This window comes from Nocardioides lijunqiniae (assembly GCF_015024225.1).
GTDB classification, from domain to species: domain Bacteria; phylum Actinomycetota; class Actinomycetes; order Propionibacteriales; family Nocardioidaceae; genus Nocardioides; species Nocardioides lijunqiniae.
The window spans coordinates 33,097-50,107 of the sequence record NZ_JACJGM010000021.1 but is presented as its reverse complement, the minus strand read 5'-3'; the positions used below and the strand labels follow the sequence as shown (position 1 = coordinate 50,107).

Here is a 17,011-nt window from a genome sequence, read left to right as displayed (position 1 = left end):
TGCCTAGTTGTTGGGCCAGTTGTATTCGTTCGACTTCACGCCGTCACAGACCACGTAGACCGTGCGGGCCGGCCAGCCGTAGTAGGCGCCCGGCTGGACCGAGCGGTTGGTGGCCACCGCCCGGGTGGCGTAGCCGCCGGGCGAGACGTCGTCGAAGAAGGTGCAGTTCATGGGGCTGTAGCCCCAGTTCTCGCTGGTGAAGAGGATCCTCCCGCAGCTCGCGTGCAGGCAGTCGGTGCCGGTCCCGTCGCGGTTGCAGGCGGGGTTGTTGGTCACGTCGCTGCAGCGGTCGCCGCGGGTGATCGTGACCTTCGGCTTCGGCTGGTTCTCGGTCTGCGGCGACTCCGCCGTGCGCTCCGCCGGACCGCGACGCGGGCTGTTGTCGGAGAGCGTCACCGTGAGCCGCTCGGTGGCGGTGTAGCCGATGTCGATCGTCGAGGTGCGGAACGTCGAGACGTCGACGCTGCTGGAGGTGAACGTCTCCTTGCCGCGCTTGTCGCTGTCGACCGTGACGTTCGCCGCGTCGCCGTTGGCGTCGACGGTGATCGTCCAGTAGACGTTGCGGCCGTTGACCGTCGGGTCCAGGCGGGTGATGTGGACCCGGCCGAGGTTGCCGTAGGTCTGCAGGGGCTGGGTGCCCGAGCGCTCGCAGGCCCCCGACTCGTTGCACACCTCGAGCTGGATCGAGTACGGCCGGTCGTTGGAGGCCACCTTGAACGGCACGTCCTGCGCGCCCGTCCCCTCGAACGTGCTCACGGGAGCGCCGTCGGAGTAGATGGTGACCTTGGACTGCGCCCCGCGCGAGCGCGGGACCGTGAACTGGGCGCGGCCCGACTGGTCCTGCCCCGTGGGGACCACGAGGAAGCCGCCGCTCCACGGCTCGGGCTGGCCGACGGCGTTCCACGGCGACCCCGGTCCGGTCGCGACCTTGCCCTGGCCGTTCTTGTTGGTGGCCCGGACGGAGTAGGTGTAGGTCCGCCCGTCGTAGGCCATGCCCGCGTCGTCGCAGCGGGTCGCGACGAGGTTGCTGCACGAGCCCAGCGGGTTGCCGTCGCGCAGGACCGTGTAGCGCACGGGCGTCGGGCCGTTGGGGTTGACCTCCGGCCACGTCAGCGTGACGGCGCCGGTGTTGCCCGGGGTGCGCTGGTCGGTCACCGTCGGCGCCGCGGGCGTGCCCGGCGTGCCGACGGACTGGTACGGCGCGGAGCGGCGGGCCGGGCCGATGAAGCGGGCGTTCTCCGCCGCGACCGAGAACGTGTACTTCTTGTTGTTGTCGAGCCCGGTGATCGTGATCGAGGGCTGCGTGGAGCTCTTGCTCCCCCCGGGCCAGGACACGAGGTAGCGGCGGATCGCGGAGGTCTTGGTGGTCGGCTTGGTCCAGGAGATCACCAGCACCCGGTCGCCCTCGCGCACCTGGCGGATCGGTCCGACCAGGCCGGGCTTGGCGTCCGGCGTGGCCTGGGCCGAGCCGGGGCTCCACTCCGACCAGCCGATGCGGTTGTGGGCGCGCACCTGGAAGGAGTAGGGCTGTCCGTTGGTGAGTCCCCGGACCTCGCACGACGTGCCGCCGCACTGCCGGGTGACGCCGCCGCTGCGGACCTCGTAGCGGTCGATGGGGGCGCCGTTGGCCTGGGGCGCGCGCCAGTTGAGCAGGACCTCCTGGTCGCGGACGGTCTCGCCGGGCACGGGGGCGGTCGGGGTGTCGGGGACGTCGAGCACCTCGACCGCGATCCGGCCCTCGACGAGCCGCTCCGGGCCGGGGTCCCCGGCCACGTCGCTCATCACGACGCGGAACTCCGCGCGGCCGTCGACCCGGTCGCCGGTGGTGATCGTGACGCGCGACCCGTCGGTCTCGGCCTGCACGGCGAGGTCCGTGAGCTGGGTGGCCTCGACCACCGTCGGCTCCGGGTTGGGCACGCCGGCCCGCAGGTACGGCGCCAGGTCGATCGTGCGGGTCTCGCCGGCGCGCATGTCGCCGACGCGGATCGCGGCCAGCGACGGCGGCGGCGACTCGACGACCACGAGCTCGACGCGGCCGGGGTCGCTGCCCTCGCTGGTGACGAGCATCGTGCCGCGGTTGCCGACGGGCGCGTCCGGGTCGGCGGCGACGCCGATCGACTGGCCGCTCGGCTCGATGATCGCCAGGCCGTCGCTCGAGGCCTCCCAGTCGGCGTCGAAGACGAGTCCACCGGCGTCGTCGGGGTCGGGCGTCCACACGTGGCACAGCGAGGCGACGTCGATGTCGAGCGTCTGCCCCTGGGCGATCTGCACGGGCTCGTCGGGGCAGCGCAGGATCGGGGTCTCGGCGCCCACCTGCACGGGCACCGACAGCACGGCACGCACGCCCTCCGCGTCGTCGACCGAGGCCCCGGTGGTGACCTCGAAGACCACGGCGCCGGGTCCGACGTAGCCGTCGGCGGCCTTGAGGTCGAACGTGCCGTCGCCGGTGACGACGGGGCCGAGCTGACCGGGCGGAGAGGCCCAGATCCGGTCCTTGAGGGTGAACCGGACCGGACCGCCGCTGGGGTTGACGACGTAGTCGGCCAGGTCGAAGGACTCGGTCTCGCCCGAGCCGATCTCCAGGAGCGCGCCGTCCTCGACGTAGGGGGCCCCGGCGCGGACGGGCGGCACGAACAGGGAGCCGGTCGCCACTCCCCCGTCGGCGTCGCTCACGCGGAAGGGCACCACCAGCGGGTGGTCGCCGCGCTGCACGGTGACCGTGCCGCCGGCGATCTCCGCGGTCAGCCCCGGCGGGGTCACGACCTCGGTGACGCGCAGGGCCGCGGCCGGGCCGTCGGGGTCGTAGGCCGTCTCGAGCACGTCGACGCGGACGGTGTCGCCGTCGTCGGTCTCGCCGAACGCGTCGAACACGACCGGCGGGTTGTTGAAGGGCTGGGAGGTGCGCAGGGTGATCGTGCCCTGGGAGGTGCTCAGACCGTTGCTGAGGCGGTAGACGGCCTCGACGTCGCGGCCCGCCCGGGCGCTGCCGGAGTCGACCACGACCGGCCCCTGGGGCGACTCGAGGCTGACCCCCTCGGGCGGGTCGAGCAGCTCGATGCCGACCCGGTCGCCGTCGGCGACGAGGTCGTTGGCCAGCACGTCGACGGTCGCCACGCGCCCCGGCTCGACGGTGACCGTGTCGTCGACCGCGAGCGGGGGCTGGGGTCGGGCCGGCTGGACGACGGCGATGCGCACGGTGCCGGTGGACTCGGCGCCCTGCGGGTCCACGACGGTGTAGCCGAACTCGTCGGTGCCGACGCTGCCGGGGAAGGCCTGGTACTGCAGCGAGTTGGCGCCGTAGCCGACCAGGCGGCCGAGCGTGGGCGCCGTCGTGATGCCGGTCAGCGTGACCGGGTCGCCGTCGGGGTCGACCCCGGAGCCCGGCACCGTGAGCTTGACGGCGTCGCCGGAGACGACCCGGGCCTCGAGGGCGGGCGGCTCGGGCGGCTCGTTGGGCCGGTCGGCCGGGATGACCGTGATCTCGGCCTTCCCCGGCGTGGTCTCGCCGGCGGCGTTGGAGGCGAGGTAGCGGACCGTGAACGTCTGGGCGTCGTCGAGGTCGCGCGGGGCGACGTAGCGCACGAAGCGGCCGGCGACGTACGCCGTGCCGGTCGGCACCTCGTCGTCGCCCGGCGGCAGCACCGTCAGGGCTCCGGCGGTCTCCCCCGCGACGTGCTCGACCAGGTCCAGCTCGTCGCCGGACGGGCTGAAGTCGTTGTCGAGCACCGGGATCGAGACGCCCGAGCCCTCGCGGACGACCACCCGGTCGGCCTCGGTCACCGGCGAGGTGTCCTCCGGAACGGGTCGCTGCGTGACGACGACCTCGCCCTCGATGCCGGAGCGGCTGCCGTTGCTGATGCGGTAGCGCACGACCTGCAGCTGGGGCGCCAGGCTCCCCTGCCGCGCCGCGATGCGCAGCCAGCGGCCCTCGACCACGGCCACGTCGAGCTGGTTGGCCTCGTCGGCGTCCGCGCCCTGCACGACCAGGAGCCCGCCGGTGGGGTCGACGTCGTTGGCGAGGACGTCGACCAGGGTCGCGGCCTGCCCGTAGAGCGTCACGTTGTCGGGCATCGCGACCGGCGCGTCGGGGTTCTTCTCCGCCTTGCGCACGTCGACCCGGATCCGGCCGCGGGCGAACGGCGCGTTGCCGTAGCGGGTGTCGTAGTCGAGGAAGTAGGTGCGCGGCTGCGCCGAGCGGAACGTGACCGTGCCGCCGACGATGTCGGTGCGGACGTCGGCGCCGCCGGTGGCGGCGACCTTGCCGGCCAGCTCGAGCTCGGCGTCGGGCATGACCGGGTCGGAGCCGGGCAGGTCGTTGCCCAGGGGCCGGATCGTGATCGGCTTCCCGGCCTCGCCGGAGACGACGTCGGGCTCCGCCACCGCGGCGTGCGCGACCCGGTCCTTGGGCCCCTGCACCTGGAACTTCAGCTCGTCGCCGACGGTCTCGCCGAGGCCGTCGCTGACGGCGTACGCGACGGTGACCAGCCCGGCCTTGGCCGGCGCGGTGAAGCGGATCCGGCCGCCGGTCGTCACGCGGGCGCTGGCGCCGGTGCGCTCACCGCCGCGCGCGGTGGCCTCGGAGACCGACAGCGGGTCGCCGTCCTCCTTGTCGCGCCAGTCGGGCAGGACCGGGACGTCGAGGGTGCCGCCCGAGGGGACGTTCCACACCCGCGGCTCGAAGCCCTCGCGCAGCTGCGGCAGCCCGTTGGCCGTGGCCGTGCGGGGCCGGACGGTCACGGTGGCGTGCGCGGAGACGTCCTGGCGGCCGTCGTCGATGTAGTACTCGAACGTCGTGGTGCCGGCGCGCTCGGGCAGGGTGATCTGGACGGTCTGGCCGTCGGGGCTGATCCGGACGTCCGCGTCGGAGCCGGTGATGTCCTGCACCGAGCGGATGGACAGCAGCCGGCCCTTCGGGGCGGTGTCGTTGTCGAGCGGGTGCAGGACGGTGGTGCGTCCCAGGCGCGCGCCGAGGTCGTCGGGCTTGGCCTCCGGCGGGCGCCGGTCACCCTCGGCCTCCTCCTCGTTCTCCTCGTTCTTGTCGTCCTCGGTCACCTTCTTCTTGAAGGCGTCCCAGTTGTCGAGGCGGGTGGGGTTCTCGGAGTCGATGTTCCACACGGCACCGGAGGCGCGGTCGTTGAGCAGGATCTCCCCGCGGTTGACCCGGAAGACCAGGTCGTTGGACTCCGTGCCGAGCTCGTTGACGATCGGGTCGCCCTCGCCGCAGCGGGTGGCGACGGCCCCCACCCCGCCGGACCAGGCGCCGTACTGGCAGGCGCCGAGGCGCACCGGCTGCGTCGGTCGGCCGCCCACGCCCTCGGCCAGGGTGGTCTCCTCGCCGGACTGCAGGTCGATCGCCAGCAGCCGGTCGGAGGTCGCCACGAGGACCGCGGACGAGTCGGGACCGGGCTGCTGCAGCACCGACCCGGCGGGGACGTCGGTCTCGGCGCCGCCGACCACGGTCAGGGAGCCCGACTCGGTGTCCAGCAGGACCGGGGTGCTCCCGACGGCCGAGATCGTGACCCCGGGGCCGGCATCGGCGCCCAGCTCGGTCTCGGCCGGGGCCGAGAAGCCGGCGTCGGTGCGGGTGAAGCGCGTGAGCGTGTCGTCCTCGGAGGAGACGGCCAGGATCTCGCCGTCCTGGGTGACGGCCAGCGCGGCGGCCTTCCCCACGGCGGCCAGCGGCGGCGCCTGGCTGTCGAGGTTGCCGACGACCGGCACCCCCAGGTCGGGGTCGGCCAGGTCGGCCCAGAGCTTGCCGGTCGAGGGGTCCAGGACCGCGACCGTGCCGCCCGACAGGCCGACCTGCGAGGCGCCCGGGATGCTCGCGGTGTCGCCGTCGGGGTGCTCGACGGTGGCGGGGTCGATCGCGGCCAGCGCGCCGGAGGAGGCGTTGACGGCCACGACCGAGGCGCCGTCCTGGACGACGTCGAGCTGGGCGTCGAGCTCGGCGAACAGCGCGCCGTCGAGCTGGCCGATCGGCTTGTTGACCCGGCCGTAGAAGCCGTCGCGGGAGTTGGTGACCCAGATCCCGCCGTCGTTGAGCTGGGCCTCGTGCGTCTGGTACCCGTCCGCCTGGACGGCAGCCACGACCACCCCGGCGGCCACCGTGAGGAGGGCCAGGTTGGAGGCGATGGCGATCCGATGCCGCCGGACCACCCCCGAGAAGGACACGGGCCGTTCCCTTCTGTTGCGCGCGAGACTCGTGCGAAGCGTAAGAGGCCGGTCCACCCCTCACAACTCGACGCCGCTTGACCCGGCACCCCGGCCGCCCGGGACAATGGTGTCGACGCGGCGAAGGGAGCCACATCCGGTGGAGGTCAGGTACGTGCCCGGCAGCGGCACCCTCCTCGGTGCGGGCACCCGCTGGCTGCTGCTCGGAGCGCCCGCCGACGCCGCACTGCTCGACCGCGTCTGGGAGCTCCTGACCGCCACGGCACCCGCCGCGGACGCCGTCGTCGCGTCGGTGGTCGGTCACCACGGTGAGGGCGTGTCCCTCGCCTACGTCGACCTGGCCCCGGCCCACCGCGCCCACGTGAGCCGTGGCGGCGCCCGGGTCGTGGAGAGCGACGGCGTCCACACGCTGGCGCTCGGCACCGCCCAGGTGCCGGGCTCGCTGCGCCTGGTCGGGGGCGTCGTCGCCGCCGACGCGGTCGACCTGCGTCCCGGCAGCGCGCCGCGGCCCCCGACGACCGGCGGGGCGACGTCTGGGGCGACCACGGGGGCACCGCCCGCCGCGGTGCCGGGCATCATCGACGCGATCCCGCCCGAGATCCTGGCGAGCCGGGCGAGCGACCCACCGCCGGAGCCGCCGCCGGTCGTGACCGCCGACCCGGTCGAGGACAGCCGCCAGGGGCTGGACGAGCGCATCGGCCACACCGTGCGCCGCGCCGCCGACCCCGACCACGACGGCCACACGACGTTCCGCGCCGCCGAGGCGCCTGCCTCGTCGCCTCCTCCTCCGACCCCGGACCACCTGCACCAGCCCACGCACGAGACGGTCCTGGCAGCGCGCTGCACCGCGGGCCACCTGACCCCGGCGTTCGTCCCCACCTGCCGGGCGTGCGGCCGGCCGGTCCCACCGCAGGACCCGGCCCGCGTGCCCCGGCCGCAGCTCGGGGTGCTGCGGCTCCCCGACGGCGACACCGTGCCCCTGGACCGGGGCGTGGTGCTGGGCCGACAGCCCACCGCGCCGCCCGAGACCGCCGACTGGCCGCACCTCGTGCGCGTCGGCCACGACTCCTCCTACGTCTCGCGCACCCACCTGCGCGTCGAGCTCGACGGGTGGCTGGTCGTCGCGACCGACGTCGGCTCCCGCGGCGGGACGACGCTGCGGGTGCCCGGGCGCGCTCCGGAGCGGATCCGCGCGCACGAGCCGTACGTCTGGGAGCCCGGTCAGGTGCTCGACCTGGCCGACAGCTGCGAGGTCGTCTACGACGTCGTGGCGGGGGTGCAGGCGTGAGCGGGCCCGAGATCCCGGGCTACACCTACCTCGAGCACCTGGGGCGGGGCGGCTTCGCCGACGTCTACCTCTACGAGCAGGAGTGGCCGCGGCAGCGGGTGGCGGTCAAGGTGGTGCGCCCCGACGTGCCGCTCACCGAGCGCGAGAAGCAGCTGTTCACCGCCGAGGCCAACGCCATGGCCCAGCTCTCCGACCACCCCTACATCGTCAGCGTGATCACCGCCGGCGTGACCGACGACCGGCCCTACCTGGTGATGCGCTACTGCCCGCCGCCCGACCTCGGGGTGCGGGTCCGGACCGCGCCGATGTCGGTCGCCGACACCGTGAGCACGGCGGTCAAGCTCGCCAGCGCGGTCGAGACCGCCCACCGGGCCGGCATCATCCACCGCGACATCAAGCCCAGCAACGTGCTGGTGACGTCGTACTCCGAGCCCGCGCTGAGCGACTTCGGCATCGCCGGCCACGTGCACGAGCTGGCGGGCGAGCAGGAGGTGCGGATCTCCTACCCGTGGTCGCCGCCCGAGCTGCTCGACGGCCGCTCCAACGGGTCGGTCGCCTCCGACGTCTACTCGCTCGGGGCGACGATCTGGAACCTGCTCACCGGGCGCTCGCCCTACTCGGTGCCCAACGGCGACAACTCCCCGCGCGCGCTCACCGCGCGGATCCTGCACGCACCGCCGCCGCTGACCCAGCGCCCCGACGTGCCGCCGGCGCTCGAGCGGCTCCTGCAGCAGTGCCTGGCCAAGCGTCCCGAGCACCGGCCGCAGTCGGCGCTCGAGCTGGCCCGGGCGCTGCAGCGCATCGAGTCCGAGGCCGGCTACTCCCGGACCCCGATCGCGGTCGAGGGCGACCGGCCGGCCGCCGGGCCGGCCGCGCCGGCGGCGGTCGACCAGGACACCACGCACGTGAAGCCGATGACGGTGATCCCGAGCAGCGGTCCGCGGGCGGCCGCGCTGGAGGCTCCCGCCGCGCGCCCCGCGCCCGGGAGGGAGCGGCGCTCCACCGTGGTCTGGGCCGTCGCCGGCGTCGCGGCCCTGGCCGTCGTCGGGGTCCTGCTCGTGGTGAACCTCGCCGGGGGCGAGGACCCGGAGCCGACCCAGCCGGACCCCACCCGCAGCCGCACGCCCATGTCGGTGGCACCCGAGGCGCCCGGGCGCCCGCCGGTGGTGCGCGGCACGCGCGACGGGGACCGGGTGGCCTTCGCCTGGCGCTCGCCCGACGCCGGTCAGGCGGGCGACACCTGGGAGTGGAAGCGCACCGACACCGGCGAGAGCCGGCGCACGCAGGACGCGCGGCTCACCGTGACCTCCGCGACCCGCACCTGTCTCCAGGTGCGGCTGATCCGCGGCAGCTACGCCTCGCCGTGGACCGAGGACTGCGTCAGCTGACCCCCGCAGGGGCCGGCTGACGCAGTCCCACGTGTCCTACGCGTCGGCCGCCTGCTCCTCGGCGTTGCGCTTGTCCTTCGCCAGGCTCAGGACCGCCGTCAGGACCAGCGTCACCAGGATGACGCCGAGGCTGAGCAGCGACGAGATCTCCGGCACCGAGACGTGCTCGCCGCCGTTGATGAACGGCAGCTCGTTCTCGTGCAGGGCGTGCAGGACGAGCTTGACGCCGATGAACGCGAGGATGAACGACAGCCCCAGCGACAGGTAGACCAGCCGCTTGAGGAGCCCGCCCAGCAGGAAGTACAGCTGGCGCAGCCCCATGAGCGCGAACACGTTCGCGGCGAAGACCAGGTAGGGCTCCTGGGTGATGCCGAAGATCGCGGGGATCGAGTCGAGCGCGAACAGGATGTCCGTGCTGCCCAGCGCGATGATCACGATCAGCATCGGCGAGACGACGCGCGCGCCGTTCTCCTTGTACCAGAGCTTGAGGCCCTTGTACTCCTCGCCGACGTTGAGGTGGCTCTGCGCGAACTTCACGACCGCGCTGTCCTCGGGGTGCTCGTCGTCGTGGGAGCGGTAGCTCTTGACCAGCGTGTAGGCCGTGTAGACGAGGAAGGCGCCGAAGACGTAGAAGACGAAGGAGAAGTTCTCGATGAGCTGGTAGCCCAGCGCGATGAAGATCGCACGGAAGATGAGGGCCAGGATGATGCCCACCATCAGCGCTTCCTGCTGCAGCTGGCGCGGGACCTTGAGCGCCGCCATCAGGATGATGAAGACGAACAGGTTGTCCATGGACAGGCTGTACTCGGTCAGCCAGCCCGCGAAGAACTCCACCCCGTAGTCGTGGCCGTGGTACAGCAGCGTCCAGATGCCGAACGCGATCGCCGCGCTGATGTAGACGGTGAGCGCGATGGCGCACTCCTTCATCGTCGGCTCGTGCGGGTCGCGCGCGATGACGATGACGTCGAACAGGAGCACGGCGACCGTGACCCCGATCGTGATGGTCCATTCGAGGGTGGAAACTTCCACAAGAACTCCAGTGGTGAAGGGGACAGGAAAAACCCAGAGGTCTCTTCCGCCGCTCGCAAGCGACCCACGGCCCCGGACCGCGCCGAGACGCTGGTCGTGCTGACGACACCGCAGCGAAAGGAATACTCCCCTCCTACGCCGCCATCCTCCCACGTGGCGGGGCGACCGCGAAACGGGCGATCTCGCCCGGACGATCCGGAAGTCTCCGGCTGACCCGGGCGATCCCCCGGACCTATCGTCGGGCCATGACCATGATCGGGGCCGACGTCGAGGAGCTGCAGCGCCTCGCCGCGTCGTTCGGGGACGGCGCCCGCGAGCTGCGCGAGCTGGCCGGCGAGCTCACCAGCGGCATCCAGGACGCCGCCGACTGGCAGGGACCGGACGCCAGCCGCTGCAAGGACGAGTGGGCGTCGTTCGCCCAGGTCCAGATGACCGGGGTGTCCGACGCCCTCGAGACGGCCGCCCGGCTGCTCGCCGACAACGCCGAGGAGCAGGAGCGGGCCAGCGGCTCCGAGACGGCCGGGCCGTCGTACGGCGTGCTCGACTGGGGTCTCGACACCAAGACGCTGTGGGACTTCGTCATGAAGCCGTTCAACGCGATCAAGAAAGCGCTGCAGCTCAACGACTTCGTCAAGGCGCTGATGATGCCGGCCACCGGCTTCGCCGGGCTGGTGCGCTCCGAGAGGCTGCTCGCCGCGCTCGAGGTGCTGCGCAACGGCAAGCAGGCCACCGGCATGCTCGCCGGCGCGCGCAACCTCCTGGGCAAGCTGTCGCTGCCGATCACGGTCTTCTCCGGCCTCAAGGACGCCTTCACCGGCGGCGGCTACGACGGCTGGCGCGAGGCCGCCACGCGCGGCTTCGGCCTGGCCGGCGCCGCGGGCGCCGCGACCCTGCTCATCGGCGGCACCGCGCTGGCGGTCTCGGCGCCCATCACCGCCGCGGTGGCCGGGGGCGCCGTCGTCGTCTACGGGCTCTGGAGCGCCGGCAACTTCGTCGTGGACCACTGGTCGTCGATCGACGAGACGGCCGGCCGCGTCTGGGACGGCGCCACGAGCGGCCTGGAGGCCGCCAAGTCCTGGGCGCGCGGCCTGCTGTCGCCCACCCCGCAACCCGCAGGAGCCTGACCATGCCCGCCTCCACCGTCGCCCTCGAGATCCTCACCGACGAGGAGCTCTCCGTCCTCACGCCCGGGCCCGGCGCCGTCGTCACGCCGTTCCTGTCCGCGGTCCCCGACGCCGAGCGCGACGCCGTGCGCCGTACGGCCCTGCGCGGGCTCGTCGCCCGCGGCATCGTGGACCCGCCGGCCGTCGACGCCACGGCCACGCCGACGCCCGGCTCGGACGGCACCGAGGTCGAGGTCGACGCCATGGTGCGCCAGGACGTGCTGTCCGCGCTCACGCTGCGCCAGGCCGCGCGTCGCGTCGTCGCGGTCGCCCGCACCACCGCGACCGGCCAGGACTTCTGGTACGCCCACCTGGTCGACGAGATCGCGCTGCTGGAGGAGGTCGGCTCCGACGGCCTGCACCGCTTCGCGCTGGGTCACACCGCCGCGCTCGCCGAGCTCCTGGCCGGCGCCACCCTGCACCCCGACGCCGCCGACGGCACCGGAGAGCCCGTCGTGCTGACCGGCTCCCCCGACGGCGAGGCTCCTCCCGAGCTCCTGGAGCACCTCGGCGCCGCCTACGTCCGGGCCGACGTCCTGGTGATCGACGCCGACCGGGACGAGCGCCCCGCGATGACCGGCCTCTTCACCGGCCCTCGCGGGTCCTGGTCGGTCGTGGCGGACCCGACCACCGGCCGGGTCAGCGCCCGACCCGAGACCGTCGCCTCGCTCCGGGCCCGCGTCGAGGCCCTGGCCTCCGAGGCGACCGCCTCCACCGACCCGGCCACGGAGGTCGCGCCGTGATCTACGGGATGGACACCGAGAGCGTGGCCCGCCTCTCCAGCCGCATGGCCACGGTCGCGGCCCGGGTGCGCGAGCTGGAGGCCCGACTGACCGCGCAGCTCGCGGTCACCTCGTGGGTGGGCCACGACCGGGACCGCTTCGAGGGCGAGTGGCAGTCCGCCCACGTGCGCGCCCTGCGCTCGGCCGCCGAGGCCCTGGACGACGCCGCCCGCGTCGCCGCCGAGAACGTCTCCGACCAGGACCGCGCCAGCGCCTAGCCTTCGCGCACGCAGGTCGCCGCCCGGCGTTCACACCAGTCCCAGCGCCCGCGAGAAACTCACGCTGCCCCGGCGGAGTTTCGTGCCGGAAGCGTGAGTTTCACCGGGTACCCGGTGAAACTCCACGAACAGCCGCGCCGCTAGGCCCGGCCAGGACACCCACCGTCACCACGACCTCACGAGCCCCACCACCCGTACGAAACTCATGCTTCCCGCACGAAGCTTCATGCCGGAAGCATGAGTTTCACCGGGTACCCGGTGAAACTCACCCGCCGGCCCTCGCCTCAGCGTCCGCCGAACGGCACGCCGAGCTGGCGCAGCATCTCCTCGCCGCCGTCGAGCGCGGTGAGGACCCAGGTGCCGCGGTCGGTGAGGGTGAAGGTGTGCTCGAAGTGCGCGGCCCTCGAGCCGTCGGCGGTCACGACCGTCCAGTCGTCGTCGAGCAGCGCGGTGTCCTTGGTGCCGAGCGTGACCATCGGCTCCACGGCCAGCGCCAGCCCCTCGACCAGCTTGGCGCCACGACCGGCGCGCCCGTAGTTGGGCACGTCGGGCGGCTGGTGCATCTGGCTGCCGATGCCGTGACCGGTGTAGTCCTCGACGATGCCGAAGCTCCCCTCGGACCGGACGTGCTGCTCGACGGCGTGGGAGATGTCGGTGACGCGTCCGCCCAGCCGGGCGGCGGCGATGCCGCGCCACATGGCCTCCTCGGTCACCCGGGAGAGCCGCGTCAGGTCGTCGGGCACGGCCCCCACGGCCACGGTGACCGCCGCGTCCCCGTGCCAGCCGTCCACGATCGCGCCGCAGTCGATGGAGACCAGGTCGCCGTCGGCGAGCACCCGGGAGCCCGGGATGCCGTGCACGACCTCGTCGTTGACGGAGGCGCAGATGCTGGCCGGGAAGCCCTGGTAGCCCTGGAACGACGGCACGGCGCCCGAGGACCGGATGTGGTCCTCGGCGATGGCGTCGAGCTCGGCGGTGCTGATGCCGGCGCGCACGCTGGCGCGCATCAGCTCCAGGGTGCGACCCACCACCAGGCCGGCGCGCCGCATGACGTCGATCTGGTCCGGCGACTTGATCTCGATGCCTCGGCCGAGCAGTCCCACCGTCAGGTCAGCTCTGCGGCCAGACGTCCAGCGCGTCGAAGATGCGCTGGGTGACCTCGTCGACCTCGCCCATGCCGTCGAGCTCGATCAGGATGCCGCGCTCGCGGTAGACCTCGATCAGGGGCTCGGTCTGCTCGACGTAGAGCTCCTGGCGCTTGCGGATGACGTCCTCGGTGTCGTCCGCACGCCCCTCCAGCTCGGCCCGCTGCAGCAGCCGCTGGACGATCTCGTCCTGGTCGACGGTGAGCACCAGGACGGCGTCCAGCTTGTGGCCGGTGAAGCTGATCATCCCGTCGAGCTCCTCGACCTGCGCGAGCGTGCGCGGGTAGCCGTCGAGGAGGAAGCCGGACTCGGCGTCGGGCTGGTCGATGCGGTCACGCACCATCAGGTTCGTGACCTCGTCGGGCACGTAGTCGCCCGCGTCCATGTACTGCTTGGCCTTCACACCGAGCGCGGTGCCCTGGGTGACGTTGGCGCGGAAGATGTCGCCCGTGGAGATCGCAGGGATCTTGAAGTGGTCCGCGACGAACTTCGCCTGCGTGCCCTTCCCCGCCCCGGGGGGGCCCATGATGATGAGTCGCATAGCCGACGGATCTCCTTGTCGTGACCTGGTCCGTGCATTTTCGCATGCCGGGACCGGCAGGTGCGCGGTGGCGTCGGCGCAGGAGCGCGCCGACCCCGTCCCCTAGCGGAGGAAGCCCTCGTAGTTGCGCTGCTGCAGCTGGCTCTCGATCTGCTTCACGGTGTCGAGCGCGACGCCCACCATGATCAGGATCGACGTGCCACCGAACGGGAAGTTCTGGTTGGCGTCGATGAGCACCAGTGCGATCAGCGGGATCAGCGAGATGAGCCCCAGGTAGAGGGCGCCCGGCAGGGTGATGCGGGCCAGGACGTAGGACAGGTAGTCCTCGGTCGGCTTCCCGGCACGGATGCCCGGGATGAAGCCGCCGTACTTCTTCATGTTGTCGGCCACCTCGGTCGGGTTGAAGGTGATCGACACGTAGAAGTAGGTGAAGAAGACGATGAGCGCGAAGAACGTCGCCATGTAGAGCGGGTGACCGCCGGTGACGAGGTACTTGCTGATGAACTTCACCCAGCCGGACTGGCTCTCCTGGTTGAACTGCACGGCCATGGCCGGGAGGTAGAGCAGCGACGAGGCGAAGATGACCGGGATGATGCCGGCCTGGTTGACCTTGAGCGGGATGTACGTCGAGCTGCCGCCGAACATCTTGCGGCCCACCATGCGCCGGGCGTACTGCACCGGGATGCGGCGCTGCGCCTGCTCGATGAAGATGACCGCCGCGACGACCACGAGGCCGACCGCGATGACGATGGAGAAGATCCACCAGCCCTGGCTGACCTGCACGGCCCACAGGGCGCTCGGGAAGGTCGCGACGACCTGGCAGAAGATCAGGATCGACATGCCGTTGCCGACGCCGCGGTCGGTGATGAGCTCGCCGAGCCACATGATGACGGCGGTGCCGGCGGTCATGGTCATGACCATCACCAGGAAGGTCTGGGTGTTGTCGTTGTGCAGCAGCGGCTCGGTGCAGCCCTGCAACAGGTTGCCGGACCGGGCCAGGGCCACGATGCCGGTGGCCTGGAGGAGCGCGAGCCCGAGGGTGAGGTAGCGGGTGTACTGCGTGATCTTGGTCTGCCCCGACTGGCCCTCCTTCTTCAGCGCCTCGAGCCGCGGGATGACCACGACGAGCAGCTGGAGAATGATGCTGGCGGTGATGTACGGCATGATCCCCAGCGCGAAGATCGTCAGCTGGAGCAGGGCGCCGCCGGAGAACAGGTTGATGAGGTTGTAGACGCCCTCACTGTTCTCCTTGTTGCCGAGACAGTCCTGGACGTTGCCGAAGTCGACACCGGGGGCGGGGATCTGCGAACCGGCCCGGAAGATCACGATGACCAGCAGGACGAACAGCAGCTTGCGCCGCAGGTCGGGGGTTCGGAAAGCGTTCACGAACGCGCTGAGCACGACATCCTCTTTCTCCAAGCTGGTGGCGGGCCCCAGTGTCTGTCGCCTCGACCGGCGTGACCTGTGAGCTGGTCCAGGGCCCGTGGAAGCCTAACAGGCACCCTGGTGCGTCCTGCTCGTGCACGAGGGGCACCACCCCGACTCCGGGAGGAGTGGAGGGCGGTGCCCCTGCGTGTCACGGTGTGTTGCTGGTCAGACCAGGGTGGCGGTGCCGCCCGCGGCCTCGATCTTGTCCTTGGCCGAGGAGGAGAACGCGTTGGCGCTCACCTGGACCTTGACCGAGATGTCGCCCTGTCCGAGGACCTTGACGGGCTGGCCCTTGCGGACCGCGCCGCGGTCGACGAGCTGGTCGACGGTGACGGTGCCACCCTCGGGGAACAGCTCGTTGATGCGGTCGAGGTTGACGACCTGGAACTCCACCTTGAACGGGTTCTTGAACCCCTTCAGCTTGGGGAGCCGCATGTGGATCGGCATCTGGCCACCCTCGAAGGCGGCCGGGACCTGGTAGCGGGCCTTGGTGCCCTTGGTGCCACGGCCCGACGTCTTGCCCTTCGAGCCCTCACCACGACCCACGCGGGTCTTGGCCTTCTTGGCGCCGGGGGCAGGGCGCAGGTGATGAAGCTTGAGCGTCATGTGATCACTCGCCTCCGTCGATTGTCTCGACCGTCACCAGGTGACGGACGGTGTGGACCATGCCCCGGATCTCCGGGCGGTCCTCCTTGATGACGACGTCGCCGATCCGCTTCAGACCGAGCGAGCGCACGGTCTCACGCTGGTTGGCGTTGCAGCCGATCGTCGACTTCTTCTGCTGGACCTTGAGCTGGGCCATCAGGACCTCCCCGCAGCAGCGACGTCGGCAGCCTCGGCGATGCCGGCCGCCTTCGCCCGCAGGAGGGCCGCCGGAGCGACGTCCTCGACGCGCAGGCCACGACGAGCAGCCACAGCCTCGGGCTCCTCGAGCATCCGCAGAGCCTCCACCGTCGCGTGGACGATGTTGATCTGGTTCGACGAGCCGAGCGACTTGCTGAGGACGTCGTGGATGCCGGCGCACTCGAGCACCGCACGCACCGGACCACCGGCGATGACGCCGGTACCGGGAGCGGCGGGGCGCAGGAAGACCACACCGGCCGCCTTCTCGCCCTGGACCGGGTGCGGGATGGTGCCCTGGATGCGAGGGACGCGGAAGAAGGCCTTCTTGGCCTCCTCGACACCCTTCGCGATCGCCGCGGGGACCTCCTTGGCCTTGCCGTAGCCGACGCCGACCATGCCGTCGCCGTCACCGACGATCACGAGGGCGGTGAAGCTGAAGCGACGACCACCCTTCACGACCTTGGCGACGCGGTTGATCGCGACGACGCGCTCGATGTAGGTGTTCTTGTCGGCGCCCTGGCCGCGACCTCCGTCGCGTCCACCACGGCCACCAGACTGGCGCTCGCCACTGCGCTGTCCGCGCTGGGCTCCGCTCATGAGTGGTTCCTCTTCTCTTGCTTGTAGCTGGCCATCAGAAGGTCAAGCCCCCAGCGCGAGCACCGTCGGCAAGGGCCGCGATGCGACCGTGGTACTTGTTCCCGGCGCGGTCGAAGACCACGCCGTCGACACCGGCAGCCTTGGCGCGCTCGGCGACGAGCTCGCCGACCTTCTTCGCCTTGGCGGTCTTGTCGCCCTCGAAGGAGCGCAGGTCGCCCTCCATGGTGGAGGCGTAGGCCAGGGTCTTGCCGACCAGGTCGTCGACGACCTGCACGGTGATGTGCTTGGTCGAGCGCGTGACGACCAGGCGCGGCCGCTCGGCGGTGCCGGAGATGCGCTTGCGCCCCCGGACCTGACGACGCAGACGCGACTTCGTGCGCGTGGCGGTGTGCTTGTTCTGCTTCAGCGAGATCGCCAT

14 protein-coding genes are annotated in these 17,011 nt (G+C 72.0%); 5 read left to right on the top strand and 9 right to left on the bottom strand.

The genetic code is table 11. The features are described from left to right. Nucleotides 1–3 precede the first annotated feature (3 nt). On the bottom strand, nucleotides 4–6,171 hold the full coding sequence (locus IRQ30_RS14025; protein ID WP_193613530.1) for an Ig-like domain-containing protein: 6,168 nt from the start codon (nucleotides 6,169–6,171) through the stop codon (nucleotides 4–6). 154 nt (nucleotides 6,172–6,325) lie between these two features. Between IRQ30_RS14025 and IRQ30_RS14020 the strand changes: the two genes are divergently transcribed. Both IRQ30_RS14020 and IRQ30_RS14015 read left to right on the top strand, forming a co-directional pair. Next, the gene (locus tag IRQ30_RS14020) at nucleotides 6,326–7,459 is read left to right on the top strand and encodes an FHA domain-containing protein (protein ID WP_193613529.1); all 1,134 of its coding nucleotides are present in this window, start codon (nucleotides 6,326–6,328) and stop codon (nucleotides 7,457–7,459) included. After that, entirely contained in the window at nucleotides 7,456–8,847 is a 1,392-nt protein-coding gene (locus IRQ30_RS14015) for a protein kinase domain-containing protein (RefSeq protein ID WP_193613527.1), read from the top strand. The genes IRQ30_RS14020 and IRQ30_RS14015 overlap by 4 nt, the downstream gene beginning before the upstream one ends. 36 nt (nucleotides 8,848–8,883) lie before the next feature. Here the strand turns inward: IRQ30_RS14015 and IRQ30_RS14010 are convergent, their stop codons facing one another. Then, the gene (locus IRQ30_RS14010; protein WP_193609630.1) at nucleotides 8,884–9,876 is read right to left on the bottom strand and encodes a TerC/Alx family metal homeostasis membrane protein; all 993 of its coding nucleotides are present in this window, start codon (nucleotides 9,874–9,876) and stop codon (nucleotides 8,884–8,886) included. Nucleotides 9,877–10,121: 245 nt separating this feature from the next. Here IRQ30_RS14010 and IRQ30_RS14005 point away from each other — a divergent pair, with 245 nt between their 5' ends. From IRQ30_RS14005 to IRQ30_RS13995, 3 genes are read left to right on the top strand one after another with little or no spacing between them, the layout of a single operon-like run. Next, nucleotides 10,122–11,000 (top strand): WXG100 family type VII secretion target, encoded by an 879-nt coding sequence (locus IRQ30_RS14005; RefSeq protein WP_193609631.1) that lies wholly within the window; start codon nucleotides 10,122–10,124, stop codon nucleotides 10,998–11,000. A gap of 2 nt (nucleotides 11,001–11,002) precedes the next feature. Further along, entirely contained in the window at nucleotides 11,003–11,782 is a 780-nt protein-coding gene (locus IRQ30_RS14000; RefSeq protein WP_193613525.1) for a hypothetical protein, read from the top strand. Next, nucleotides 11,779–12,039: a hypothetical protein gene (locus IRQ30_RS13995; protein WP_193613524.1), complete on the top strand. Its 261-nt coding sequence runs from the start codon at nucleotides 11,779–11,781 to the stop codon at nucleotides 12,037–12,039. The genes IRQ30_RS14000 and IRQ30_RS13995 overlap by 4 nt, the downstream gene beginning before the upstream one ends. A 284-nt stretch (nucleotides 12,040–12,323) precedes the next feature. Here IRQ30_RS13995 and map read toward each other — a convergent pair whose 3' ends face one another. From map to rplR, 7 genes are all read right to left on the bottom strand, one after another. After that, nucleotides 12,324–13,136 (bottom strand): type I methionyl aminopeptidase, encoded by an 813-nt coding sequence (gene map, locus IRQ30_RS13990; RefSeq protein WP_227467593.1) that lies wholly within the window; start codon nucleotides 13,134–13,136, stop codon nucleotides 12,324–12,326. A gap of 13 nt (nucleotides 13,137–13,149) precedes the next feature. Continuing rightward, on the bottom strand, nucleotides 13,150–13,725 hold the full coding sequence (locus tag IRQ30_RS13985) for an adenylate kinase (RefSeq protein ID WP_193613519.1): 576 nt from the start codon (nucleotides 13,723–13,725) through the stop codon (nucleotides 13,150–13,152). A 102-nt stretch (nucleotides 13,726–13,827) separates the two neighbouring features. Beyond that, a complete protein-coding gene (gene secY / locus IRQ30_RS13980; protein ID WP_193609636.1) occupies nucleotides 13,828–15,126 on the bottom strand; it encodes a preprotein translocase subunit SecY in 1,299 nt (432 codons plus the stop codon). 192 nt (nucleotides 15,127–15,318) lie between these two features. Further along, nucleotides 15,319–15,759: a 50S ribosomal protein L15 gene (gene rplO, locus IRQ30_RS13975; RefSeq protein WP_193609637.1), complete on the bottom strand. Its 441-nt coding sequence runs from the start codon at nucleotides 15,757–15,759 to the stop codon at nucleotides 15,319–15,321. A gap of 4 nt (nucleotides 15,760–15,763) precedes the next feature. Further along, nucleotides 15,764–15,955 carry a 50S ribosomal protein L30 gene (gene rpmD / locus IRQ30_RS13970; RefSeq protein WP_134738165.1) on the bottom strand — a complete coding sequence of 64 codons (192 nt, stop codon included), beginning with the start codon at nucleotides 15,953–15,955 and terminating at the stop codon, nucleotides 15,764–15,766. Next, nucleotides 15,955–16,593, bottom strand: coding sequence for a 30S ribosomal protein S5 (rpsE, locus tag IRQ30_RS13965; protein WP_134738164.1), 639 nt, complete (start codon nucleotides 16,591–16,593; stop codon nucleotides 15,955–15,957). The genes rpmD and rpsE overlap by 1 nt, the downstream gene beginning before the upstream one ends. 34 nt (nucleotides 16,594–16,627) lie before the next feature. Beyond that, entirely contained in the window at nucleotides 16,628–17,011 is a 384-nt protein-coding gene (rplR, locus tag IRQ30_RS13960; RefSeq protein WP_193609638.1) for a 50S ribosomal protein L18, read from the bottom strand.